This is a genomic window from Bradyrhizobium sp. KZN70725, assembly GCF_055264925.1.
This window is the reverse complement of the sequence record NZ_JBUYWT010000002.1, coordinates 1-23705: the sequence shown is the minus strand read 5'-3', so window position 1 is coordinate 23705 and position 23705 is coordinate 1. Positions and strand designations below refer to the sequence as shown.

At 63.4% G+C, this 23705-nt stretch carries 23 protein-coding genes; 10 read left to right on the top strand and 13 right to left on the bottom strand.

What is annotated here, in order from left to right:
* Positions 1–335 precede the first annotated feature (335 nt).
* Positions 336–1823 carry an MFS transporter gene (locus tag ACZBJS_RS02015; RefSeq protein WP_316396969.1) on the bottom strand — a complete coding sequence of 496 codons (1488 nt, stop codon included), beginning with the start codon at positions 1821–1823 and terminating at the stop codon, positions 336–338.
* 139 nt (positions 1824–1962) lie between these two features.
* On the opposite strand from ACZBJS_RS02015, the gene ACZBJS_RS02010 reads away from it, so the two are divergent.
* Both ACZBJS_RS02010 and guaB read left to right on the top strand, forming a co-directional pair.
* Positions 1963–2214 (top strand): hypothetical protein, encoded by a 252-nt coding sequence (locus tag ACZBJS_RS02010; protein ID WP_018271177.1) that lies wholly within the window; start codon positions 1963–1965, stop codon positions 2212–2214.
* A 182-nt stretch (positions 2215–2396) separates the two neighbouring features.
* The gene (gene guaB, locus ACZBJS_RS02005; RefSeq protein ID WP_028335041.1) at positions 2397–3887 is read left to right on the top strand and encodes an IMP dehydrogenase; all 1491 of its coding nucleotides are present in this window, start codon (positions 2397–2399) and stop codon (positions 3885–3887) included.
* A 75-nt stretch (positions 3888–3962) separates the two neighbouring features.
* On the opposite strand, the gene ACZBJS_RS02000 is transcribed toward guaB, so the two are convergent.
* From ACZBJS_RS02000 to ACZBJS_RS01975, 6 genes are all read right to left on the bottom strand, one after another.
* Positions 3963–4805 (bottom strand): ABC transporter ATP-binding protein, encoded by an 843-nt coding sequence (locus ACZBJS_RS02000; RefSeq protein ID WP_057019776.1) that lies wholly within the window; start codon positions 4803–4805, stop codon positions 3963–3965.
* Between the two features lie 74 nt (positions 4806–4879).
* Positions 4880–6205 (bottom strand): ABC transporter substrate-binding protein, encoded by a 1326-nt coding sequence (locus ACZBJS_RS01995; RefSeq protein WP_057019777.1) that lies wholly within the window; start codon positions 6203–6205, stop codon positions 4880–4882.
* A gap of 82 nt (positions 6206–6287) precedes the next feature.
* Positions 6288–7415, bottom strand: a complete 1128-nt coding sequence (locus ACZBJS_RS01990) for a branched-chain amino acid ABC transporter permease (RefSeq protein WP_316396968.1) — start codon at positions 7413–7415, stop codon at positions 6288–6290.
* 15 nt (positions 7416–7430) lie between these two features.
* Positions 7431–8360, bottom strand: a complete 930-nt coding sequence (locus tag ACZBJS_RS01985) for a branched-chain amino acid ABC transporter permease (protein ID WP_082653982.1) — start codon at positions 8358–8360, stop codon at positions 7431–7433.
* Positions 8361–8369: 9 nt separating this feature from the next.
* Positions 8370–9155 (bottom strand): ABC transporter ATP-binding protein, encoded by a 786-nt coding sequence (locus tag ACZBJS_RS01980; RefSeq protein ID WP_316396967.1) that lies wholly within the window; start codon positions 9153–9155, stop codon positions 8370–8372.
* Positions 9152–11122, bottom strand: a complete 1971-nt coding sequence (locus ACZBJS_RS01975) for an AMP-binding protein (RefSeq protein WP_316396966.1) — start codon at positions 11120–11122, stop codon at positions 9152–9154. Before ACZBJS_RS01975 ends, ACZBJS_RS01980 begins: the two co-directional genes overlap by 4 nt.
* A 693-nt stretch (positions 11123–11815) precedes the next feature.
* Between ACZBJS_RS01975 and ACZBJS_RS01970 the strand changes: the two genes are divergently transcribed.
* Both ACZBJS_RS01970 and ACZBJS_RS01965 read left to right on the top strand, forming a co-directional pair.
* On the top strand, positions 11816–12838 hold the full coding sequence (locus tag ACZBJS_RS01970; protein WP_316396965.1) for an NADP-dependent oxidoreductase: 1023 nt from the start codon (positions 11816–11818) through the stop codon (positions 12836–12838).
* A gap of 54 nt (positions 12839–12892) precedes the next feature.
* A complete protein-coding gene (locus ACZBJS_RS01965) occupies positions 12893–13240 on the top strand; it encodes a hypothetical protein (protein ID WP_307720386.1) in 348 nt (115 codons plus the stop codon).
* Between the two features lie 6 nt (positions 13241–13246).
* Here ACZBJS_RS01965 and ACZBJS_RS01960 read toward each other — a convergent pair whose 3' ends face one another.
* Together ACZBJS_RS01960 and ACZBJS_RS01955 are read right to left on the bottom strand one after the other, a co-directional pair.
* The gene (locus tag ACZBJS_RS01960) at positions 13247–14083 is read right to left on the bottom strand and encodes a metallophosphoesterase family protein (protein WP_316396964.1); all 837 of its coding nucleotides are present in this window, start codon (positions 14081–14083) and stop codon (positions 13247–13249) included.
* Positions 14065–14370 carry a hypothetical protein gene (locus ACZBJS_RS01955; RefSeq protein ID WP_316396963.1) on the bottom strand — a complete coding sequence of 102 codons (306 nt, stop codon included), beginning with the start codon at positions 14368–14370 and terminating at the stop codon, positions 14065–14067. Before ACZBJS_RS01955 ends, ACZBJS_RS01960 begins: the two co-directional genes overlap by 19 nt.
* A gap of 107 nt (positions 14371–14477) precedes the next feature.
* Here ACZBJS_RS01955 and ACZBJS_RS01950 point away from each other — a divergent pair, with 107 nt between their 5' ends.
* A complete protein-coding gene (locus tag ACZBJS_RS01950; protein WP_316396962.1) occupies positions 14478–14900 on the top strand; it encodes an MAPEG family protein in 423 nt (140 codons plus the stop codon).
* Between the two features lie 22 nt (positions 14901–14922).
* Positions 14923–16221, top strand: a complete 1299-nt coding sequence (locus tag ACZBJS_RS01945) for an RsmB/NOP family class I SAM-dependent RNA methyltransferase (protein WP_316396961.1) — start codon at positions 14923–14925, stop codon at positions 16219–16221.
* Positions 16222–16318: 97 nt separating this feature from the next.
* Here ACZBJS_RS01945 and ACZBJS_RS01940 read toward each other — a convergent pair whose 3' ends face one another.
* Positions 16319–17602, bottom strand: a complete 1284-nt coding sequence (locus ACZBJS_RS01940) for an MFS transporter (protein ID WP_463438290.1) — start codon at positions 17600–17602, stop codon at positions 16319–16321.
* A 116-nt stretch (positions 17603–17718) separates the two neighbouring features.
* Here ACZBJS_RS01940 and ACZBJS_RS01935 point away from each other — a divergent pair, with 116 nt between their 5' ends.
* Positions 17719–18171, top strand: coding sequence for a winged helix-turn-helix transcriptional regulator (locus ACZBJS_RS01935; RefSeq protein ID WP_316396959.1), 453 nt, complete (start codon positions 17719–17721; stop codon positions 18169–18171).
* A 200-nt stretch (positions 18172–18371) separates the two neighbouring features.
* Here the strand turns inward: ACZBJS_RS01935 and ACZBJS_RS01930 are convergent, their stop codons facing one another.
* The gene (locus tag ACZBJS_RS01930) at positions 18372–18704 is read right to left on the bottom strand and encodes a DHCW motif cupin fold protein (protein ID WP_076826624.1); all 333 of its coding nucleotides are present in this window, start codon (positions 18702–18704) and stop codon (positions 18372–18374) included.
* A gap of 144 nt (positions 18705–18848) precedes the next feature.
* Positions 18849–19220 (bottom strand): nuclear transport factor 2 family protein, encoded by a 372-nt coding sequence (locus ACZBJS_RS01925; protein ID WP_076826626.1) that lies wholly within the window; start codon positions 19218–19220, stop codon positions 18849–18851.
* A 137-nt stretch (positions 19221–19357) separates the two neighbouring features.
* Here ACZBJS_RS01925 and guaA point away from each other — a divergent pair, with 137 nt between their 5' ends.
* The gene (guaA, locus tag ACZBJS_RS01920; RefSeq protein ID WP_316396958.1) at positions 19358–20968 is read left to right on the top strand and encodes a glutamine-hydrolyzing GMP synthase; all 1611 of its coding nucleotides are present in this window, start codon (positions 19358–19360) and stop codon (positions 20966–20968) included.
* Positions 20969–21259: 291 nt separating this feature from the next.
* A complete protein-coding gene (locus ACZBJS_RS01915; RefSeq protein WP_316396991.1) occupies positions 21260–22516 on the top strand; it encodes a tyrosine-type recombinase/integrase in 1257 nt (418 codons plus the stop codon).
* On the opposite strand, the gene ACZBJS_RS01910 is transcribed toward ACZBJS_RS01915, so the two are convergent.
* Entirely contained in the window at positions 22470–22766 is a 297-nt protein-coding gene (locus tag ACZBJS_RS01910) for a helix-turn-helix transcriptional regulator (protein WP_316396990.1), read from the bottom strand. The genes ACZBJS_RS01915 and ACZBJS_RS01910 overlap by 47 nt on opposite strands.
* Before the next feature lie 241 nt (positions 22767–23007).
* Here ACZBJS_RS01910 and ACZBJS_RS01905 point away from each other — a divergent pair, with 241 nt between their 5' ends.
* A complete protein-coding gene (locus ACZBJS_RS01905) occupies positions 23008–23199 on the top strand; it encodes a hypothetical protein (protein ID WP_316396957.1) in 192 nt (63 codons plus the stop codon).
* Positions 23200–23705 lie beyond the last annotated feature (506 nt).

Genomic DNA, 23705 nt, shown 5'->3' with positions numbered 1-23705 from the left:
TTCGCGCACCGGGGCCGTTTCGCGCCGGACTAGAAAATCGGCCGACGCAAGCGCATATTTGCCAGATGGCGACCATTGTTCAATGCAATTGCGGCGCCGAGTACAGACGCACCGAAGAGAAGTTCTTGGTGCCGCATACGGGTGATGCGATCTGCACGGTCTGCGGAGCTGCGTTGGAATCGTGGCTGGAAGCGACCCACGTTCCCACATACGAACTAATCGAACGTCCGGATCGAAAACAGCCAGGCGGAATGACCGGCCACCCCTGATGGTCTGGTCGTGACCCTGACGGCGACTCGCGGTGTCCGTGCCTCGGGAACGGCTCGTTCGATCGACTAGCCGAGGCGTTGATCGCGCGCGTTCTGGGTGTCCTCGGTCGCGACCTTGACGGCTTCGGTCGCGGCGCGCTTCTCGGCGCCCTTGCGGCTCGAGATGTCGATCGCCTTGCGGCCGGCGATCTCGTTGCCGGCCTCAGCCGGCATCTGCCAGAAGAACCAGGCCGAGGCCGCCGAGATCAGCGATACCACGATGAAGGCGGGCGCGAACACGTCGGCGGAGAGCTCGGTCTGGTGATGCAGCGCCAGCGTGGTTTCAACCGAGAACGCGCCGACCGCGACGCCGGCGGACACCGCGAGCTGCTGGTTGACGCTGACGAGGGTGGTGGCCCGGCTCATCTGCGGCGCTTCGACCTCGGCATAGGCCACCGTGTTGATTGCGGTGAACTGCAGCGAGCGGAAGAAGCCGCCGACCACCAGGATGGTGAAGATCAGCATCAGCGGCGTCGAGATTGTGAACAAGGCGCAGGCGGCGAGGAAGGCCGAACTGACCACCGCGTTGACGGTCATCATGTTGCGGAAGCCGAAGGCGCGGATGATGCGCGCCGCCAGCGTTTTCATCCCCATGGCGCCGACCGCCGACGCAAAGGTGACGAGACCGGACCGGAACGGCGACAGGCCGAAGCCGACCTGCATCAAGAGCGGCAGCAGGAACGGCAGCGCGCCGATGCCGAGCCGGAACATGAAGCCGCCGACGATCGACGCGCGCATGGTCGGCAGCCGCAGCAAGCCGAAATCGAGCACCGGCGAACCGGTCCGCCGCGCGTGGATGACGTAAAGCGTCATCGAGACCGTGCCGACCCCGACCAGCGCGGCGACGATCGGCCACGGCAGCAGATTGAGCCCGGCCACCGACAGTCCGAAGGCGATGCCGGCGAGGCCAATGCCAGCCAGCACCAGTCCTATCAGGTCGAAGCGCTCGGGATCCTCGCTCTTGATCGGGTCGATGTATTTCAGCGCCAGAAAGATGCCGAGCAGCCCGATCGGGATGTTGATCAGGAAGATCCAGTGCCAGGAGAAATAGGTGGTGATGAAGCCGCCGAGCGGCGGCCCGATCACCGGGCCGATCAGCGCAGGGACCGTCACCCAGGCCATCGCGTTGACCAGCGCACTCTTGTCGACCGAGCGCAGCAGCACCAGCCTACCGACCGGGGTCATCATCGCCCCGCCGAGGCCCTGCAGGATGCGGGCGAACACGAAATCGGTCACCGAGGACGACAGTGCGCAGCCGATCGAGCCCAGCATGAACACGCCGACGGCGCCGGCAAACACGATGCGGGCGCCGAAGCGGTCCGCGGTCCAGCCGCTCGCCGGGATGAACACCGCGAGCGACAGCAGGTAGGAGGTGATCGCCAGTTTCAGCGTCAGCGGGCTGGTGCCGATATCGGCGGCGATCGCCGGCAGCGAGGTCGCGATCACCGTGGAGTCCATGTTCTCCATGAACAGGGCGGTGGCCACGATGAGCGGGATCAGGCGTTGCTTGTTCATCAAAACAGGACAGCTGTGCTGAAAAGGCGGGCGAGCGGGCCATATCATCCTGCCCTCGGCCACGCTATTGCGGAACCGGCCAAACGCCCTAAATCCTGCGTGACGCTGGTATGCATCCGCCCGTGTCCAAAGGTTCGCCGTGATCTACGTCCTTGCCGCCCTCTTGCCGCCGATCGGACTGCTCCTGAACGGACAGCCGTTTTCGGCCATCTTTAATCTGGTCCTGATCGTGTTTTGCGCGGTTTTCGGGCTGTTTTTCCACGTGTTGCTGCTGGTGCCGTCGGCCCATGCCGTGATCGCGGTCCACATGAAGCGCGAGGACCGGCGCCATCGCGAAATGGTCGAGGCGATCCGCCGCCATGGGCCGCCGCCGGGTTACCGGGCGCCCTGAACCGGACCCTAAAAAGGCCTGTGCATGGCTGGCAAACACTTTGATTCGTCATGCGGCCATGCTATCGACCAGCGTCAACCCCACCGATGGGCGCCGATTCGACGGTGACGCAGCGAGCGTCGCCGCAGGTAGCGTTCATCCGTAAGACCATCGCGGCTGGGCCGCAGATAAAGGAGTTGGCAATGGCCACGGGATTTCCGGCTATCCGCGAAGCCTTCACGTTCGACGATGTGCTGCTGAAGCCCGGTTTGTCCGACGTGCTTCCCTCGGAAGTCGATATTCGCTCGCGCGTCACCCGCGCGATCTCGCTCAACATCCCGATCATGGCGTCCGCGATGGACACCGTCACCGAGGCGCGCATGGCGATCGCGATGGCGCAGGCCGGCGGTCTCGGCGTCATCCACCGCAACTTCGATCCGGAAGGGCAGGCCGCGCAGGTGCGGCAGGTCAAGAAGTTTGAGTCCGGCATGGTGGTCAATCCGCTGACCATCGGCCCCGACGCCACGCTGGCCGATGCGCTGACCCTGATGAAGGAGAACGGCATCTCGGGCATTCCGGTCGTCACCGGTGCCGCCAAGAACGTGCCGGGCAAGCTGGTCGGCATCCTGACCAACCGCGATGTGCGTTTCGCCAGCGATCCCCGGCAGAAGGTCTCGGAGCTGATGACGCACGAGAACCTCGTCACGGTGCGCGAGGGCGTCGGCCAGGACGAGGCGAAGCGGATGCTGCACAAGCATCGCATCGAGAAGCTGCTCGTCGTCGACGACCAGTATCGCTGCGTCGGCCTGATCACCGTCAAGGACATCGAGAAGGCGGTCGCCCATCCGCTCGCCTGCAAGGACGAGCACGGCCGCCTGCGCGTCGCCGCTGCCACCACGGTCGGCGAGACCGGCTATGAACGCACCGAGCGGCTGATCGATGCCGGCGTCGACGTCGTCGTGGTCGACACCGCGCACGGCCATTCGCGCCACGTGCTCAATGCCGTCAACCGCATCAAGCGGCTCTCCAACGCGGTGCAGGTGGTGGCCGGCAACGTCGCGACCGAGGGCGGCGCGCAGGCGCTGATCGATGCCGGCGCGGACTGCATCAAGGTCGGCATCGGCCCGGGCTCGATCTGCACCACGCGCATCGTCGCCGGCGTCGGCGTGCCGCAGCTCACCGCGATCATGGACGCGGTGGCGGCGGCGAAGAAGGCCGACGTGCCTGTGATCGCCGACGGCGGCATCAAATATTCCGGCGACCTCGCCAAGGCGCTCGCCGCCGGTGCCGACATCGCCATGGTCGGCTCGCTGCTCGCCGGCACCGACGAGACGCCGGGCGAAGTCTTCCTGTGGCAGGGCCGCTCCTACAAGGCCTATCGCGGCATGGGCTCGGTCGGCGCGATGGCGCGCGGCTCGGCCGACCGCTACTTCCAGCAGGACATCAAGGACACGCTGAAGCTCGTCCCCGAAGGCATCGAGGGCCAGGTGCCCTACAAGGGCCCGGTCGGCAATGTGATGCACCAGCTCGCCGGCGGTCTCAGGGCGGCGATGGGCTATGTCGGCGCCAAGGACATCAGGGATTTCCACGACAAGGCCGAATTCGTCCGCATCACCGGCGCCGGCCTGCGCGAGAGCCACGTCCATGACGTCACCATCACGCGCGAAGCCCCGAACTATCCGGGCGGGGTGTAAGCCCAAGCACCGTCATTCCGGGGCGGTCCGAAGGGCCGAACCCGGAGTCCCGGGAGCCCGGGATGCCGTCATCCGCTAGGCGAGCCAGCGCTTGCGTCGCTTGTAGTGCTTCACATCGCGGTATGATTTTCGCTTCTCTCCGGCGACGCCAAGATAGAACTCCTTGACGTCCTCGTTCGCGGCAAGGGCGTGCGCTTCGCCGTCCATCACCACGCGGCCGTTTTCGAGGATGTAGCCGTGGCTTGCATATCTGAGCGCCATATTGGTGTTCTGCTCGGCGAGAAGAAACGACACACCTTCCCTGGCGTTGAGATCCTTCACGATCTCGAAGATCTCTTCGACGATCTGCGGCGCGAGGCCCATCGATGGTTCGTCGAGCAGGATCATCTTCGGGCGTGACATCAGCGCGCGGCCAATCACGCACATCTGCTGTTCGCCGCCCGACGTATAGCCGGCGGTGGAACTGCGTCGCTCTTTGAGGCGGGGGAAATAAGCGTAGACACGTTCAAGGTCCTGCGCGATCGCGAGCTTGCCGTCCGTCCGTGTAAAGGCGCCGGTCAGGATGTTCTCCTCGACCGTCAGATGAGGGAAGGCGCGCCGCCCCTCCATCACCTGGATGCAGCCGCGTCGCACCACCTCGTTTGGCGACAGGGACTTCACCTCGACGCCGTTGAACAGGATCGAGCCCTTGGTGACCTCGCCGCGCTCTGCGTGCAGCAGATTGGAGACCGCCTTCAGCGTCGTCGTCTTGCCGGCGCCGTTGGCGCCGAGAAGCGCAACAATGCCGCCTCGCGGGACCTCCAGCGAGACGCCCTTCAACACGAGAATGACGTGATCGTAGACAACCTCGATATTGTTGACCGATAAAATCAGCGCTGCCGCTTCCGTCGCAGCGGTGACGACCTTGGCGATTGACATGCGCAGACCTCCAAACTGAGCAGGGGCTGGGATCCGGGAGCAGGCAATCCTGCCTCCCGGATCACTCGCACGGGTCAGGTTTCCTTCGCGCAGTCGCGCGGCTTGATCTTCTTCTCCGCGGCATACTTCGCGGACACATCGGCGACGAGTGGTTCGATCAGCGATTCGTCAGCCGTGTACCAGTCGGAGATCACTTTCCAACCCTTGCCATCCCATTGCTGGACGCGCCCGTAGCGCGCGCCTTCGTGGTCGGAGCAGGAAATGCTGACCGGCTTCAACATACCCTCAAAGCCGAGCTCCTTGATTCGTGCATCGGTGAGTATGAGGTTCTCAAGCCCCCAACGGACCTGCTCGCCCGTCAGCGGTTGCTTGCCGAATTTTTCTTGCGCCTTGCGGATCGCCTCTACGCCGAGCATGGCATTCGTGATGCCGCGGTTGTAGAGAACTTCGCCGATCTTGCCGGGTTCTGTCGAACCCTTTCCCTTGGCGTAGACGTACTTCTCTATGTCGGCGTGCGCGGGGAATTTTCCTGCGCCATGCTGAAGCATCAACGATTTGTAGCCGCTGGCCTGATCGCCCGCCGGCGTCACATCCGGCTCTGCGCCTGACCACCAAACACCGATCATCTTGTCACGCGGATAGGCGACGGCGGCCGCTTCCTTGATTGCCGTGCTGTTCATGACGCCCCAGCCCCAGACCAGGACATAGTCCGGCCGGTGCTGGCGGATCGCCAGCCATTGCGACTTCTGCTCGACGCCGGGATGCGTGACGGGAATCGGCGTGAACTCAAAGCCGTACTTCTGCGCCAGCACTTGCAGCATCGGGATTGGCTCTTTGCCATAGGGGCTGTCATGGTACAGCAGCGAAATCTTCCTGCCTTTCAGCTTGTCGAAGCCGCCGAGTTCCTTAGCGACGTGCTGGATCGCGATGTCGGCCGCGGACCAATACGTGCCGAGCAATGGAAAATTATATGCGAACACCGCGCCGTTCTTGGAATCGGCACGGCCATACCCCATCGTAATGATCGGGATCTTGTCAGCCGCGGTCTTTTCGGTGAGTGCGAAGGTGATCCCGGTCGACAGCGGATTGATGAAGGCCGCGCCGGTTGGTCCTTTGCTCTTGAGACGCTCGTAACACTCCACTCCCTTGTCGGTCGCGTAGCCCGTCTCGCATTCCTCGATCAGAATCCTGACGCCGTTGATGCCGCCGTCACGTTCATTGATCAGGTTGTAGTAGTCTACCACGCCGTTTGCGTAGGGCGCGCCGTTCACAGCGTACGGTCCGGTCCGGTAGGACAGAATTGGGATGAACTGTTCGTTTTGCGCTGCGGCCGGTGCGCTAAGCGCCGCGCCGGCCAAGGCGATCGCGAGTATCAGTAACCTGCGTGCAATACTTGCCATATTGATATCCTCCTTGCGGTACTTCCTTCCTCTCCGTTGTCGGCGGCCGTCACCCGATTGCGATCAAGGCACGATCACTGCCTCAATAGGGAAACGGCCAAAGCCTGAGCTTCTCCTTGCCGATCGAGATCAGCCGGGCGAAGCCATGGGGTTCCTTGATGAGCAGATAGCAGATCAAGGATCCGAAGATGATGAACTGGAGGTGAGTGATCGTTTGCGTCGACAGTGGCAGGCCGAGCTTGGTCGGAATCACATTCAGCGTGATCGGCACGATGAGGATGAACGCTGCTCCGATGAACGAACCCATGATCGAGCCGAGCCCGCCGATGATGACCATGAACAGAAGCTCAAGCGAGCGGTCGATCGAGAACGCGAGCGGCTCCCATGAACCGAGGTAGACGAACGCCCAGAGCGCACCCGCCACCCCGATGATGAACGAAGAGACCGCGAAAGCCGTCAGTTTTGCATAAAGCGGCCTGATGCCGATCAGCTCGGCGGCGATATCCATGTCGCGGATCGCCATCCACTGCCTGCCGAGATTGCCGCGCACGAGATTTTTCGCCAACACCGCCATCACGGTCACGAAGAGCAGGCACAGCAGGTAACGCTCGACCGGCGAGCGAACGACCATACCGAAGAAATCCAGTTCCGGCGCATTCACTGATCCCGACGGGGCGTAGTTGGTGAACCACGGGAGCCGCAGGAACGCCCAATCGAAGAAGAACTGCGCGGCGAGCGTTGCGACCGCCAGGTAGAGACCCTTGATCCGGAGACTGGGAATGCCGAACAGGATTCCGGCACCCGCCGCCATGAGCCCGCCAAGCAGAATGGATGCCAGCACGGGCAACGGTGGGATCGCGATCGCGAAGCCAAGCCAGGCAAGCGGGATATGAACGCCGGTCGCCAGCTTGTAGGCGGAATAGGCGCCGATGGCCATGAACGCGCCGCTGCCGAGCGAAATCTGGCCGCAATAGCCGACGAGAATGTTCGTCCCGATGGCGGCGAGCGCCAGGATGAGGAAGGGCAGCAGGATGGCCCACAACAGATAGTCGGTGCCGAACGGCCAGATCCGGAAGGTGGCCAACAGCGGCACGCCAATGAAAGCAATCGCGAGCAAGACGGCGAGGGCGATACGATCCTGCCGGATCGGGAAGATCGCCATATCCTCCGCATAGGTCGCCTTGAACTGGCCAGCTTCGCGATAGAGCACAACGACCTCCCTGCCTCAGACACGTTCGATGATGCGTTCGCCGAACAGGCCCTGCGGCCGCAAGAGCAGCACCGCCAACGCCAGCACATAGGCAAACCAATATTCGATGCCGCCGCCGATGGATGGCCCGAGATATACCTCTGCGAGCTTCTCACCGGACCCGACAATCAGCCCGCCGACGATCGCTCCGGGAATGGAGGTGAGGCCGCCGATGATCAGGACCGGCAAAGCCTTCAGCGCGAGAAACGTGATGGAGAACTGCACGCCAAGCTTGGTTCCCCACACGGTCGCCGCGACGAGTGCAACGAGTCCGGCAACGAGCCAGACCACGAACCAAATCCAACTGATTGGAATCCCGATCGAGTGCGCGGCCAAATGGTCGTCGGCCACGGCTCTGAGCGCGCGACCGGTCTTGGTGCGCTGAAAGAAGACCGCGAGGCCGGCGACCAGGACGCCCGCGATCAATGCGCCCCAGACATCCAGCTTGTTGACCAGAATCCCGCCCGGGAACAGGCCTTCAAACAAGAACCAGGCGTCGGTCGGGAACAGCCGCAGCGGGTAGACATCCGATCCGAAGATCATCTCCGCGGCGCCCTCGATAACGAATGTCACGCCGATCGTCGACATGAACAGCGTCAAGCCATCCTGATTGACGAGAGGTCCGATCACGAACCGCTCGATGAGCCAGGCGGTTGCTGCCATGATCACGGCGGCAAAGCCGATAGCGAGGATGACCGCGACCCAAAGCGGAAGGCCGTTGGCGACCAGGAGGTCGAGGGCGCGAACCAGCGCCAATCCCGCGAGCAACACCATTGCTCCCTGCGCATAGTTGAATACGCCGGATGCCTTGAAGATCAGCACGAAGCCGAGCGCGACCAGCGAATAGAGCACGCCGGACATCAATCCGCCGATCAGGACCTCGAGAAACTGACCCAGTGCGATCATGGACGCACCTCAATGCGCGACGCCAAGATACGCGTCGATGACGGCTTGACTTCTCTTCACTTCATCAGGCGTGCCGTCGGCGATCTTCACGCCGTGATCAAGCACCGCTACGCGGTCCGACAGATCCATGACCACGGCCATGTCGTGCTCGATCAGGGCAATGGTCGTGCCGTAATGGTTGTTCACATCAATGATGAACCGCGACATGTCCTCCTTCTCCTCGAGGTTCATGCCTGCCATCGGCTCGTCCAGGAGCAGAAGGTCGGGCTCCATCGCCAGGGCGCGACCGAGTTCGACACGCTTCTGCAAGCCGTATGGCAGACGCCCGACGGGTACCTTGCGGATTGTCTCGATCTCCAGGAAGTCGATGATCTCCTCGACCTTGCGCCGATGCTCGATCTCCTCTGCGAGGGCAGGGCCATAACGCAGCAGCTGCCACAACAGCCCCCGGCGCACCTTCAAGGTGCGGCCTGCCATGATGTTGTCGAGCGCGCTCATGCCCTTGAACAAGGCGACATTCTGAAAGGTGCGCGCGATGCCGCCGCGCGCCGCCTCGAACGGCTGCATTTTGGACCGGGTGCTTCCCTTGAAGGTGATGGCGCCATGGTTGGGGTGATAGAACCCGTTGACGACGTTCAGCATTGAGGTTTTGCCGGCGCCATTGGGGCCGATGATGGCGCGAATTTCGCCTTTTTTGACGGTGAACGAGACGTCCCGCAGCGCCTTGACGCCGCCGAAGGCCAGTGCCACGCCCTCGACCTGCAGCAGGATTTCGTTGGTGTTTGGGGCTCTCATGCCGCTCTTCCCAGCGATTCTGCCGGACCGATGATTTGCATGTCGCGAATCTCGACTCGTGCAGCGATCGTGCCCTTCCGGCCATCCTCAAACGTCACTTCCGTGGAAATGTCGGCGTCATGCGCTCCGTTGTAGAGTGCCGTGACCAGCGACGCATAGCGTTCGGCAATGAAGCGGCGGCGCACTTTCTGCGTGCGGGTCAGCTCGCCGTCATCCGCGTCGAGCTCCTTGTGCAGAATGAGGAAGCGGCGAATCTGGGCGCCCGCAAGCACCGTTTCCCCTGCCAGGGAGCGGTTCACCGCGGCAACGTCTCTGGCGACCATGTCGTAGACCAGCGGATGCCCGGCAAGCTCCTGATAGGACCCGTAGGCGACGTTGTTGCGTTCCGCCCAATTCGCGACCGCGACCGGGTCGATGTTGAGCATGGCGCATACGAACTCTCTGGAGTCACCGAACGTGATCGCTTCCTTGATATTGGGATAGAACTTCAGCTTGTTCTCAAGGTACTTGGGAGCAAACATCGTGCCGTCAGCCAATCGACCGACGTCCTTCGCACGATCGATGATCTTCAGATGCCCGGTTTTCTCGTCGAAAAAGCCCGCATCGCCGGTCCTGACATATCCGTTGGACGTCATCGCTTCCGCGGTCTTTGCCTGATCCTTGAAATATCCGAGGAACATGCCGGGCGAGCGAAACTGCACTTCGCCCGAGTCCGCGATGCGGATGTCGACGTTGGGCGCCGGCGGACCAACCGTATCCGGATAGATCTCGCCATCGGGCTGACACGTTACATAGAGGAACGCCTCGGTCTGGCCGTAGAGCTGTTTCAGGTTCAGTCCGATCGCGCGGTAGAACGCGAACAGATCCGGACCGATAGCTTCGCCTCCGGTGTATGCGACGCGCACCTGAGACAGGCCAAGAACGTTCTTGAGAGGCTCGTAGACCAGCCAGCGTCCGAGCGCATAGAGCAATCGGCCTGACAGCGGCACCGGACGTCCCGTCAAGACTTGCTCGCCATACCGCCGCGCGACGTCCAGAAAGTAGCTGAACAATCGCCGCTTGATCGGCGCCGCGTCCTCCATCCGGACCATCAGCCGCGTCAGCATGGCCTCGTAACCGCGTGGCGGGGCGAGGTAGAAGGTTGGTCCTATCTCATGCCGATCCTGTTCGATTGTGTTGCTGCTCTCGGGGCACGCCATGCAGAATCCGGCAACCAGGCCCTGCGCGTAGCTGACGTAATGATCGCCCGCCCAAGCCAGCGGCAGATAGGCCAGCACCACGTCCTTGTCGGTCAACTTGTCGAACCGCGTGGTGTCGGTTGCAGCATCGATGCAGCCTCGCGCCGACAGCATGACGCCCTTGGGCGCGCCGGTCGTTCCCGAGGTGTAGAGGATGATCGCGATGTCCGAACCGTTGCCGGCCCGAATGGATTCATCGATCCGTTCGCCAAGCGCCGGGTCGGCTGCAAGCGCGGCGCGGCCGTCATTGATGATATCGCCGATTGCGATCAGTCGACCGTGGTCGTAGCCGTCGATTCCGCGCGGTTCGTCGTAGATAATCCTGTTGAGTTGCGGCAGTCGGTCGGACACCGACAGGACCTTGTCGACCTGCTCCTGGTCCTGCGCCGCGACCAGCGTCACCTCGGCGTGAGCGAGAACAAAAGCAAGCTCATCAGCCACTGCATCGGAGTAGACCGGAACGGGGATTGCGCGCAGCGTCTGCGCTGCCATCATGGTCCAGTAAAGCTTGGGCCGATTGGAGCCGACGACCGCGATTGTCTCGCCAGGCCGCAAGCCGAGGCGATGCAAGCCGGCAGCGTAGCTACGTATGATCTCGGCAACCTCAGCCCAGGTCCAGCTCTGCCAGATGCCAAGATCCTTGTGCCGGAACGCTGGCCGCGTGCCAAATTGTGCCGTGTTTCGCAGCAGCAATTTGGGAAACGTATCATACGATCCGTCGCCGGCCATGTCGGTCTCGATCCAAAAACCGAAGCGTTGGTTATGGTGATGCCTGCCCCATTTTTGGGTAACAGACATGCGAGTGCCGCATGGTCCGAGATTACAGCGAATCGAAAGTCCGACAAGTGCCAGATTGATAGGTCGCGTTTTTGCCGCGGGCGCGCGCGGCAGAGATAGGTCTACCGGCTGCCAATTCGCCGAAGGTGAATCCGGCCGCCACCAGACGGACATTGCGGCGCGAAGACGCTGATCGGCTCTCAAGAGGTAACCCCAATGCTTCGGAGAGCCTCACGTCCATCGGACGATCCCGCGAAGCTGACTGGAGTCCTGCGCCACTCAGGTTTCGAGGGCGACCGGAAACCGGTTGCCGATTTGCTGCGCGGCCGCCCTCGTTGCGACCATGGAGGGCCGCCTGACCGCCTGGCTCCGCCGTGCCGGATCGCGAGGTCGGGTCAGGCGACTTGACGATGGCCGCTTCGTTTGCCGGTGGCGCGCCGTGACAAACTGCCGCCACCAGGGGGCCCTGCGAACCGCCGCGACGTGACGGTATCGCGTTGGCGCCAATGTGCCTGGCATGATGGCTGTCATTTCAAACAACATTTCAAACAACGCAACGCGAAGACAGCAAATCCATTTCCCTTGCGGGGAGGTGGATTGCATGACTACGTGTGCGCCACGAACCAATCATCCCAAGAGGAAATCATGTCCCAAGGAAAGCGCATCGTTCTGGCTTCGCGCCCGCACGGCGAGCCCACGTCGGCCAATTTCAGGCTCGAGGACTACACGCCGCCGGCACCGGGTGCGGGCGAGGTGCTGCTCCGCACCATCTGGCTGTCGCTCGATCCCTATATGCGCGGCCGCATGGCCGACGGTCCGTCCTATGCCGCACCGGTGCCGGTCGGAGGCGTGATGGAAGGCGGCACGGTGAGCGAGGTGATCGCCTCCAACAATCCCGGCTTTGCCAAGGGCGATATCGTACTGTCGCGCGCGGGCTGGCAGACGCATGTGCTGTCCGACGGCAAGGGCCTTGCCAAGATCGATCCGAAGATCGCGCCGATCTCGACCGCGGTCGGTGTACTCGGGATGCCCGGCATGACCGCCTACACCGGCCTGCTCGAGATCGGCAAGCCGCAGGCGGGCGAGACGGTGGTTGTCGCGGCGGCGTCCGGCGCGGTCGGCTCGGCGGTCGGCCAGATCGCCAAGATCAAGGGCGCGCGGGCGATCGGCATCGCCGGTGGCAAGGACAAGTGCGCCTACGTCAAGAACGAGCTTGGCTTCGACGAGTGCCTCGACCACCGCGATCCCAATCTCGCAGCGAAGCTGAAGGAAGCCTGCCCGAAGGGCATCGACGTCTATTTCGAGAATGTCGGCGGTGCGGTGTTTGACGCGGTGTTTCCGCTGCTCAACGCGTTCGCGCGCATCCCGGTCTGCGGTCTGATCGCGCATTACAACGACACCGAAGCGCATGCCCCGAAATGGGCCGGCGCGATGATGCGCAACATCCTGACCAAGCGGCTGACCTTCCGCGGCTTCATCGTCAGCGACTTCGCCGCCATGCATGGCGACTTCCTCCGCGACATGTCGCAGTGGGTGCGCGAGGGCAAGGTCAAGTACAAGGAGTTCGTGACCGAGGGCCTGGACAGCGCGCCGGGGGCCTTCATGGGCCTGCTCAAGGGCGCCAATTTCGGCAAGCAGCTGGTCCGGGTCGGGCCGGACAAGGCCTAAGTTACAGGCCCCGGAAGCTCCCATTCCGCGCAACAAAGTATCAAAAGCGCCACAATGGCGGGGATTTGGGGGCCTTTCGGCCCCCATTTGCTTGACGGAGACCCGCAGCAGTTGATTCAATATGGCTATATTTCAGGTGTAGCCATGATTTTTGAAGCTATTGTTTTCGGGGTCATTCTCCTCGCCGTCGGCTATTGGGCGACGATGTTCGTCATGGGCCGCCGCGACGACGTCTTGCATGGAAAATTCGTCGAGGAGCAGCCGGACACGACGCCGGTCCGCTTCATGCCGCACGTAGCTTGCGTACGGCCCGCGCAGGCGGCACCACAGCCCGACAAGGACACGCTGCAGGCGCTGCTCACCGTGATCAAGCAGGACCTGCACGACGCGGCGCGGAGCTGACGCGGCTCAGGCCGGCTGCTTGCCGAGCAGCATGTCCAGGTCGACATCGACCTGGCCCTTCGCCCTGAGGTGGCGGACCTCGAAACTGTCGGGCTGGAAGCGGTATTCGACGAGACCGGTTTCCTTGATGCCGATCACCTCCTGCCGCGCGTCGGAGATGACGAAGCCGGCCGAGGGCGCCCAGATGTGTCTCACATGCTCGAACGTATAGTCGCGACGCTGGTGCACATGGCCGCTGCCGACCAGACGCCAATCGACCTTGCCGAGCATCTCGATCAGGCGGCGGCGCGCCGGCTGCGGCACGAAGCGGATCGCGGTCTCGGCGTGCTCGGCATCGTAGGGCAGGTCGAGATAGATCGGCTTGTGCAGGAACAGCGCGACCGGCCTGCCGACCGCCTTGTCGAGCGCGCCTGCGAGCCAGTCGAACTGCTCGGCCTCGCTGTCGAGGCCGGTGTTCATGATCAGCGAATTCAGCCCGATGAAGCACCAGCCGGCAGCGTCGAAATGCCAGCGGTCCTCGCCGAGCACCGAGGTGAAGGCGCCGCGCGTCTCCTCGGTCGGCAATTGTGAAGGCGTGGGGCCGACCGCGGTCGGATTGTCGCCGATGTCGTGATTGCCCGGCAGATAGAGGCAATCGACCGGCAGCGCGTTGTGCAGCTCCTTGGCGAATGCGAGGTCGTCGCGGCTGGTCGGCCCGTCGAACGAGACGTCGCCGGAGTTGAGCACGAGATCGGGACGCGTCGCGTCGATGTGCTCGCTGACGCGATGAAAGTTGTCGATCAGCGGCTTGAAGCGGCGCGCGAGATGGGTGTCGGAGATCTGTGTCAGGCGAAATTGGGGCATGCATCGCTCCTTTCGGCCGGAGCATAGGTCGGCGCGAAGTCGGAACGATGACGATTTCGCCGTCTTGTTCGATGCTCTGTTTGATGCCCTGTTTGATGTGTTGTTTGGCTTTGCGCCTTTTGGGGCGGTCGCTGGATCGCCAGTTGCCGCACCGATGCCGGCGAGCCCGCCGTCACCATGCCGGGCACGCCGCTGCCGGGGGCCGCGCTGTCGAGGATCAGGGTGATGATGCTGATCGGGCCAACCTTGAGGGGCTGAAACCGCCATTGGTCCTGGGAGTTGGTCACCCGGGCTCGGATCACGGTTCAACGGGTTACCGCGCACGCTTCATTGTGTTGGGCGCGAGCGGCGGCTAAGAGGGCGGCCGGGCGCCCGCGGCTGAGGGAGATTTTTGATGTCGGTTCAAATGGTTCTGTTACCGGTCTTCATCCAGATCGGGCTCACCTTCGCGCTGTTGTTCGCCATGGCGACGACGCGCACGAGGGCGCTGACGAGCGGCGAGACCAAGATCGCCGATATCGCGCTGCGCGAGCCGAACTGGCCGGCCCAGGCCACCAAGTTCGGCAACTGCTTCGCCAACCAGTTCGAGCTGCCGATCCTGTTCTATGTCCTGATCGCTATTGCGCTGCCGCTGCGCCGTGCCGATCTGTTCATCGTGTTGATGTCCTGGGTGTTCGTGGTGACGCGGTTTGCCCATGCCGGCGTGTTCGTCACCGCCAACGACGTGCGGCCGCGCTCGCTCGCCTGGTTCGCCGGCGCGCTGGTGCTGGCGGCCATGTGGCTGTATTTCGCGCTCAGACTGCTGCTGCTGATCTGATGCGCCCAACCGAAAGAGACCAATGACCCCCGCTGCCCGGCTTTCCGCCGCGATCGAGCTGATCGCCACCATCGACGCACAGCGCATTCCCGCGGCGAAAGCGCTGAAGGAATGGGGCACCGCGCACCGTTATGCCGGCTCCGGCGATCGCGCCGCGATCTCCGGCCTGATCTGGGACGTGCTGCGCCGGCAATCCTCCGCGGCCTATTTGATGGATGACGCCAGCGCCCGGTCGCGCCTGCTCGGCATGCTCAAGCTCGAACGCGGCATGGACATCGCCACGATCCAGGCGCTGTGCGACGGCGGCCGATTCGCGCCGGATCCGCTGACCGCGACCGAGGAGGCCGCATTGGCCTCGCGCTCGCTCGAGGATGCGCCGGCGCATGTCGCGGGCGACTATCCGGACTGGCTCGACCCGCATCTGGCAAAGGTGTTCGGCGACGACCGCGCGGCGGAAGCGACCGCGATGGCGAGCCGCGCGCCGCTCGATCTGCGCGTCAACACGCTGCGCGGCAAGCGCGAGAAGGTGCTGCCGCGGCTGTCGCATCTCGGCGCCAGGGAAACGCCGTGGTCGCCGCTCGGCCTGCGCATCGAGCTCGGCGCCGACGCGCGCAATCCGGGCATCCATGCCGAGGAGGATTTCATCAAGGGCGCCATCGAGGTCCAGGACGAGGGCTCGCAGCTCGCCGCGCTGTTCTCGGCGGCCAAGCCCGGCGAGCAGGTGATCGACCTCTGTGCCGGCGCCGGCGGCAAGACGCTGACGGTGGCGGCGATGATGCAGGGCAAGGGCCGGCTGATCGCGACCGACAGCGACAAGCGCCAGCTTGCGCCGATCCATGAGCGGCTGTCGCGCGCCGGCGTGCACAATTGCGATGTACGCACGCCGCGCGGCGAGGAGGAGGTGCTGTCCGACATCAAGGCGTCCGCCGACCTCGTGCTGATCGACGCGCCCTGCACCGGCACCGGGACCTGGCGCCGCAATCCCGACGCCAAATGGCGCATGCGCCCCGGCGCGCTCGAGGTGCGGCTGAAGGATCAGGCCGAGGTGCTGGAGCGCGCCGCGCCGCTGGTGAAGGGCGGCGGACGGATCGCCTACATCACCTGCTCGGTGCTCTCCGAAGAGAACGGCGAGCAGGTCAGGGCCTTCATCGCGCGGCATCCGGAGTTCTCCGTGCAGCCGCCGGAGCAGACCGCAGCGGTGCTGTGGGACAAGGCCGAAGCCTTTGCCGAGGCCGCGCTGCAGTCGGCGGAGGGCTTGCTGATGACGCCACGCCGCACCGGCACGGATGGGTTCTTCGTCTCGGTACTGAGGAAGGCGTAACAGCGATCGTCATTCCGGGGCGTCCGTAGGACGAACCCGGAATCCCGAGGTTCCGGGTTCAATGCTTACGCATTGCCCCGGAATGACGAAATCCACGTCATGAGTGCCCGCAATCATACGCCGCACCAACTGCCGCCGGCATCCGGCTCACCACGATCACCCAGTACAGCAGCGCGCTGCCGCTGATCGCGGCGCCCAGTACGCAGACGCCGGGCCAGCCGGCGGCCGCATAGGCCATTGTCGAGCTGATCGCGCCAAAACCTGTTCCGATCGAATAGAACACCATGTAGCCGCCGACCAGCCGGCTCGCCGCGTCGGGGCGCGCGGCGACGATCAGGCTCTGGTTGGTGACATGGATCGCCTGCACCGCGAAGTCGATCATCAGGACGCCGGCCACGACCAGCCATAGCGAGGTGTTGAGGCAGGCGATCGGCACCCAGCCGGCGAGCATCAGCAGCAGCGACAAGCCGGTGGTGCGCTGCCCCCAGCCGCGGTCGGCGAACTGACCGGAATTGCGTGCCGCCAGCGCGCCGGCGAGGCCTGCGATCCCGAGCATCCCGATCGTGGTATGCGACAACGAGAGCGGGGGTGCCGCGAGCGGCAGCACGACCGAGCTCCAGAACACGCTGAAGCTTGCGAAGATCAGAAGCGCGAACACCGCGCGTTCGCGCAAGACCTGCTCCTCGACGAACAGCGCGAGCGTCGAGCGCAACAGCTTGGCGTAGGACGATCCGGCCATCGGCTGCGGCGCATGCCGCGGCAGCGCGCGTGCCAACAGCGCCGCCAGCACCAGCGTCAGCGCGGCCGAGGTGAGGTAGACCACGCGCCAGCCGCCGAGATCGGCCAGCGCGCCGGCGGCAAACCGTGCGAGCAGAATGCCCGAAACCACGCCGCTGGTGACGGTGCCGATGGTGCGGCCGCGGTCGGCCGGCGCCGCCAGCGTCGCGGCGTAGGCGACCAGCACCTGGATCACGACGGCGAGCAGCCCGACCAGCACCATGCCGACAAGCAGTACCGCGGCGTTCGGCGCGGCGCCGACGATGGTGAGCGCGATCGCCGACAGCACGGTCTGGCCGACGATCAGCCTGCGGCGGTCCCAGAGGTCGCCGAGCGGCACGATCAGCATCAAGCCGAAGGCATAGCCGATCTGGGTCAGCGTCACGACGCCGCCGATCACCGCCGGCGCGATGGAGAGATCCTGCGCCATGGTGTCCAGCAGCGGCTGCGCGAAATAGATGTTGGCGACGCTCAGCCCGCAGGCGACGGCGAACAGCAGCACGACGGCGGGAGACAGAGCGCGAGCCGTGGTGTGGTTGGGCCTGTTGTGCGTCTTGTGATCGGCTTCGGCCGGTCCGGCCTTGGCCATGGTCTGGTTCGTCATGACGTCTCCGCTGCAGTCTGGTCAATCTGGTCTTATAACGAGACCAGTTGCGCCGGGCGCTGTCTAGTCCTATTTTAGGACCAGTTCGGAATCGTGATCGAGAAAGGTTGGCCGCGATGAAGCGGACCGGATTCGCCAAAGCGGAATGCCCGGTGGCGCGCGCGCTGGATGCGATCGGCGACTGGTGGTCGCTCCTGATCGTGCGCGACGCGTTCGACGGCCTGCACCGGTTCGGCGACTTCCAGAAGAATCTCGGCATCGCCAAGGGCATGCTGACGACGCGGCTGCGCACGCTGATCGAGCTCGGCGTGCTCGAGCAGGTCGCAGCCTCCGACGGCAGCGCCTATCAGGAATATGTGCTGACGAAGCGGGGCCACGACCTGTTCCCGATCGTGGTCGGCTTGCGGCAATGGGGCGAGGCGCATCTCTTTGCGCGCGGCGAGCCGCATTCGGTGCTGCTCGACCAGGCCGGCCAGGCGGTCGGGCAGCTCGTGCTGCCGTCGAAGAGCGGCAAGCCGCTGGGCTGGGCGGACACGAAGGTGAGGAAGGTCGCTGCGCGGAGGCGGTGAGCGAAGGGCGAACTCTCTCCACGTCATTGCGAGGAGCGAAGCGACGAAGCAATCCATGTCTCGGCAAGCGGCGCGATGGATTGCTTCGCTACGCTCGCAATGACGGGGATGGAGCCGGGCCGTCGCCCTTCGAGACGCGCTACGCGCTCCTCCAGCGACAAAGGCGAAGCCTTTGCGCGGGGGCGACGGACGACGTGTGTTCAATCCACAATAAACAGCGTCGCACCCGTCTTCGTCGACGAACGATGTGCGGCGTCGCCGAAGTCGGAGACCTGGTAGCTCATGCCCGGCTTCAGCGTGAATCTGCGGCCGTCGCGCAGCTCGGTGTCGAGCTCGCCCGTGACGACGTAGAGCACATGGCCGCGATCGCACCAGTGATCGGCGAGGTAGCCGGGCGAATATTCGACCATCCGGACCCGCAGCTCGCCGATGTTGAGCGTGCGCCACAGCGCCTGTCCGGTCTCGCCGGGATGCACTGAAGGCTCGAGCTTGTTCCAGTCGGTGACGGTGAAGGGCAGGGTCGGGATTTTCATGCGCGTGGTTCCTGACGTTCTGTTCAACCTACGAGTCCTCTACTGTCATTGCGAGGAGCGAAGCGACGAAGCAATCCATCGTTCCGCATATGCGGACAAAATGGATTGCTTCGCTTCGCTCGCAATGACGGCTGAGAAGCAGCCTCACCCCACCAGATGGTTCGCCGAGCCCTGCCGGATCTTCCCCTCGGCGTCGAGCCGCAAATACTCGCAGATCTTCTTGCCGCTTTCGTTCTGGTAGAACACGACGACGCTGTCGGGCGAGACATAGAGGTCGATCAGCTCGAAATGCAGCTCGGGCAATTTCGCCAGCGCCGTGCTCCAATAGGCCCGCAAGCTCACCTTGCCGCGCACGGTGCCTGACGCGCCGAAGCCGAGCGGCGGGATCCGGTCCGAGGTCATCTCGGCATCCTCGGCATACATCGCCAGCACACGCTCGAGGTCGCGCGCGTTCCAGGCGGCGATCCAGTCGCGGCCGAGCGCGGCAAGGCGGGGCGGGTCGTGAAAATCCGGCATTGGTTTCCTCCATGTGGCTTATGGCCAAATTAGGTCAATAATACTGACCTATACGGATTTGTCCATGCCCAAAGAAGAATGTGGGCGCCCCTTCGAGCGCGGTTGCGGGGGCGGGCGCCGTCGCGTATCTGCTTGCCATGACAGCCCAGCACACAGCCCAAGACACAGTTCAAGCACCGTCGACGCCCTCCGTGGCCTCGGCGCATGACAAGATTCTGATTGTCGATTTCGGCAGCCAGGTGACGCAACTGATTGCCCGCCGCGTCCGCGAGATGGGCGTCTATTCCGAGATCGTGCCGTTCCAGAAGGCGGAGGCCGCCTTCAAGGAGATGAAGCCGAAGGCGGTGATCCTCTCCGGCGGTCCGGAATCGGTGCATGAGACCGGCTCGCCGCGCGCGCCGCAGCTGATCTTCGAGTCGGGCGTTCCAGTGCTCGGCATCTGCTACGGCCAGATGACCTTGGCGGCCCAGCTCGGCGGCGAGGTCGAGGGCGGGCACCACCGCGAGTTCGGCCGCGCCGATGTCGAGGTGAAGACCGACAGCCAGCTGTTCGACGGCATCTGGGGCCATGGCGAGAAGCACCAGGTGTGGATGAGCCATGGCGACCGCATCACCAAGATGCCTCCGGGCTTCTCCGTCGCCGGCACCTCGCCGAATGCGCCGTTCGCGATCATCCAGGACGAGACGCGTAAATATTACGGCCTGATGTTCCATCCCGAGGTGGTGCACACGCCCGACGGCGCCAAGCTGCTGCGCAACTTCGTGCGCAAGGTCGCGGGGCTGACCGGCGACTGGACCATGCGCGCCTTCCGCGAGGAGGCGATCGAGAAGATTCGCGCCCAGGTCGGCACGGGCAAGGTGATCTGCGGCCTGTCCGGCGGCGTCGATTCCGCCGTGGCGGCGGTCTTGATCCACGAGGCGATCGGCGACCAGCTCACCTGCGTGTTCGTCGATCACGGCCTGCTGCGGCTCGACGAGGCCAAGACCGTCGTCGACCTGTTCCGCAACCACTACAACATCCCGTTGGTCCATGTGGACGCGTCGAAGCAGTTTCTGGGCGAGCTCGAGGGCGTCACCGACCCCGAGGTGAAGCGCAAGACCATCGGGCGCCTGTTCATCGACGTGTTCGAGGCCGAAGCCAAGAAGATCGGCGGCGCCGAATTCCTGGCCCAGGGCACGCTCTATCCTGATGTGATCGAGAGCGTCTCCTTCACCGGCGGCCCGTCGGTGACCATCAAGTCGCACCACAATGTCGGCGGCCTTCCGGCGCGCATGAACATGAAGCTGGTCGAGCCGCTGCGCGAATTGTTCAAGGACGAGGTGCGCGTGCTCGGCCGCGAGCTCGGCCTGCCCGAAGTGTTCGTCGGCCGCCACCCGTTCCCGGGCCCCGGCCTCGCCATCCGCTGCCCCGGCGACATCACCAGGGAAAAGCTCGACATCCTGCGCAATGCGGACGCGGTCTATATCGACCAGATCCGCAGACACGGCCTCTATGATGCGATCTGGCAGGCCTTCGCGGTGCTGCTGCCGGTCAAGACCGTCGGCGTGATGGGCGACGGCCGCACCTACGAATACGTCGTCGGCCTGCGCGCCGTCACCTCGACCGACGGCATGACCGCCGACTTCTACCAGTTCGACATGAAATTCCTGGCCGAGACCGCGACGCGCATCATCAACGAGGTGAAGGGCGTGAACCGGGTGGTGTACGACGTGACCAGCAAGCCGCCGGGGACGATCGAGTGGGAATAATTCGGACCCGTCCGGGACTATCCCGCTCTGTCCATTTGCACGACTTAACAGACTGATTTTGCGATCTAAATCGTCATCTGCATTCGAGAACTATCGGCGCGCATAAAACCGGACAGACGGAGCGCCTGACGGTGTCGCCGTCCATTGAAACCATCGATCCCGATCAATACCGTCATGCGCGAAGATGCGTCTGACGGTATTTTTCTTTGTTCAAGTGACTGTAAAACAAGGAAATCTCTGATCAAACGCAGCGCAAAAGTGGCTGACGGTATTTACCTGGAGGGGAAGTCCTTGCTGACAGACGCTGCGCTTAAGGCGCTGAGACCAAAGGAAAAATCATACAAGGTCACCGACCGAGACGGTATGTACGTGGTTGTGTCGCCCGCGGGGACGCTGTCGTTCCGGCTCGACTATCGTCTGCATGGTCGACGCGAGACTGTGGTTCTCGGAAAGTACGGCCCGACAGGGTTGTCGCTCGCACGCGCTCGCGAGAAGTGCATCGATGCGAGGCGCGCAGTAGGCGAGGGGCGATCTCCCGCTATCGAGAAGCAGCGCGAGAAACGGCGTCTTCTTGAAGCAAGGAGTTTTGGCGAGCTCGGAGAGAAGTGGCTTGTCGCGGCACCCATGGCTGACAGTACCCGCGCAATGCGGCGATCGATCTTCGAACGCGAGCTGCTGCCCGTTTGGCGAAAGCGCCTATTGAATGAAATCGCACCGGACGATCTTCGTGCCCATTGCGCTGCCATCGTGGAGCGCGGCGCACCCGCAACGGCGATCCATGTCCGCGATATTGTGAAGCAGATCTACGGATTTGCGATCCTGCATGGCGAGAAAATCGCCAATCCGGCGGACGAGGTGGGACCCGCGTCGATCGCGAACTTTGTCCCGCGAGACCGTTCGCTGTCACCGACTGAAATTCGCATCATGGTCAAACAGCTGGACCGTGTCGCGACATTGCCCACCATTCGACTGGGAATGCGATTGTATCTGCTCACGATGGTCCGCAAGAGTGAACTGCTCGATGCCACGTGGGGCGAAGTCGATTTCGAGAATGCGGTCTGGACGATCCCCAAGGAACGTATGAAGCGTTCGAAGGCGCACAACGTGTATCTCTCGAGACAGGTGCTCGATATCTTCATTGCGTTGAAGACTTGCGCAGGAAATTCAAAGTATGTGCTGCCGTCGCGCTATGACGCCGACGCTCCGATGTCGCGCGCAACGTTCAACCGGGTCACATACTCGGTCGTTGGGCAGGCGAAAAAGGAAGGACTTCCGCTGGAGCCGTTCACGGTTCATGACTTGCGAAGGACCGCGTCAACTCTCCTGAACGAACTCGGATTCAACAGTGACTGGATCGAGAAGTGCCTTGCGCACGAGGACGGACGGTCATCGAGGGGGGTCTACAACAAGGCCGAATACGAGGTCCAGCGTCGTCATATGATGCAGGAGTGGTCCAACATCGTTGATGCCTGGACTGGTGGTCAGAAATACATCCCGATCCTCATCCCCCCTTCAATGCCACTCCTGCAACCCGATCCGGCCCTTTGACCGGCCGGGTTCGACGCTGCCTTACATCTGGATGCGGTGCACGAGCGAGAGGCGCCGATCTGCGCGCAGCCAGCCAGTTTTCGACCTCTGCGAGGTCCCACACGACGCAACGGGGCGAAAGCGCGAACCGCCTCGGAAACTCTCCGCGCTGCTCCATCTCATAAATGGTGCTGTCGGCGAGCGGGACCATCTCGCGAAGCTGATCTCGCCGGATGGTGCGTTTGATGGGGGTTATTTCCCGACGTGCCATATCGCTGTTCTGCAGGCGATTGAGATTGGTGCCGTGGAAGTAGAGCTCTTGGCTTTGCCCAGCAATTGGCCAAATAACGGGTCGTACAAAAAGAAATGTTTGGGCGCATTTGCCAACGGTTCGGTCGCGCATTGGAGCTTCGCTGACAGCGCCTCCAAGTGGCGCAGGTGACTCTAGCGTGGTTTGGGCGACTCACGCTAACCAATCATCATCGATTGCCTCACTACACGATAGGGACGACATGGTTGCAGCCACTCGTCAACTGCCAGCTTCTGGTTACGCGCTTGAAGTGGACGGCCGACTGAAAGCTGAATTTGCCACCCGGGACGGCGCCAGGACAGGTGGAGTAGAGCTGAAGATGCGTTTTCCAAGGCTTCAGATTAGAATCTATGACGCCGAAACCAAGGCTCGAGAGGAGATCCAGTTTCCCTGAGCCCCTGTCTTCGCTGAATTTCTGTTTGCGCGCAGCCAGCCATGCTTCGATCTCCCGCGCAATATAATGTGTCGCTCGCACTCGCTCGCGGCCCCCGCCGTCATTGCATGCCGGCGTCGCTATCACTGTCCCACGTTCGGGTGCCTTCTTAACCGGTCTCGCGACTGCACTCGGTCCCGGGTCCCGCCGCTACGCGTCGGCGCTATGCTGACCCTCCTGCGGGTGCCTCTTTTGCCTTAACATTGTTTAGCGCACTGCTTGCACCGCGCGCACGGACCTTGCCTCTCTCTAAGAAGCTAGTGGGCGCAGCGCCTCGCCTGCGCCAGGGTAAGGCGCCGGCTGACGCCGGCGCCGCCCGGAGCGGTCTCCCTGGTCTTCCGCGCTTTCTCTGATCCTTATAGCGCGACAATCTGGCTGGGAAGCGCGCGACAATCAGGATGGCGAGTCGGTGTCGCGGCGAGGTGATGATTGCCGCGATGATTGTCGCGCGCAAGAGTTTTGTTGGC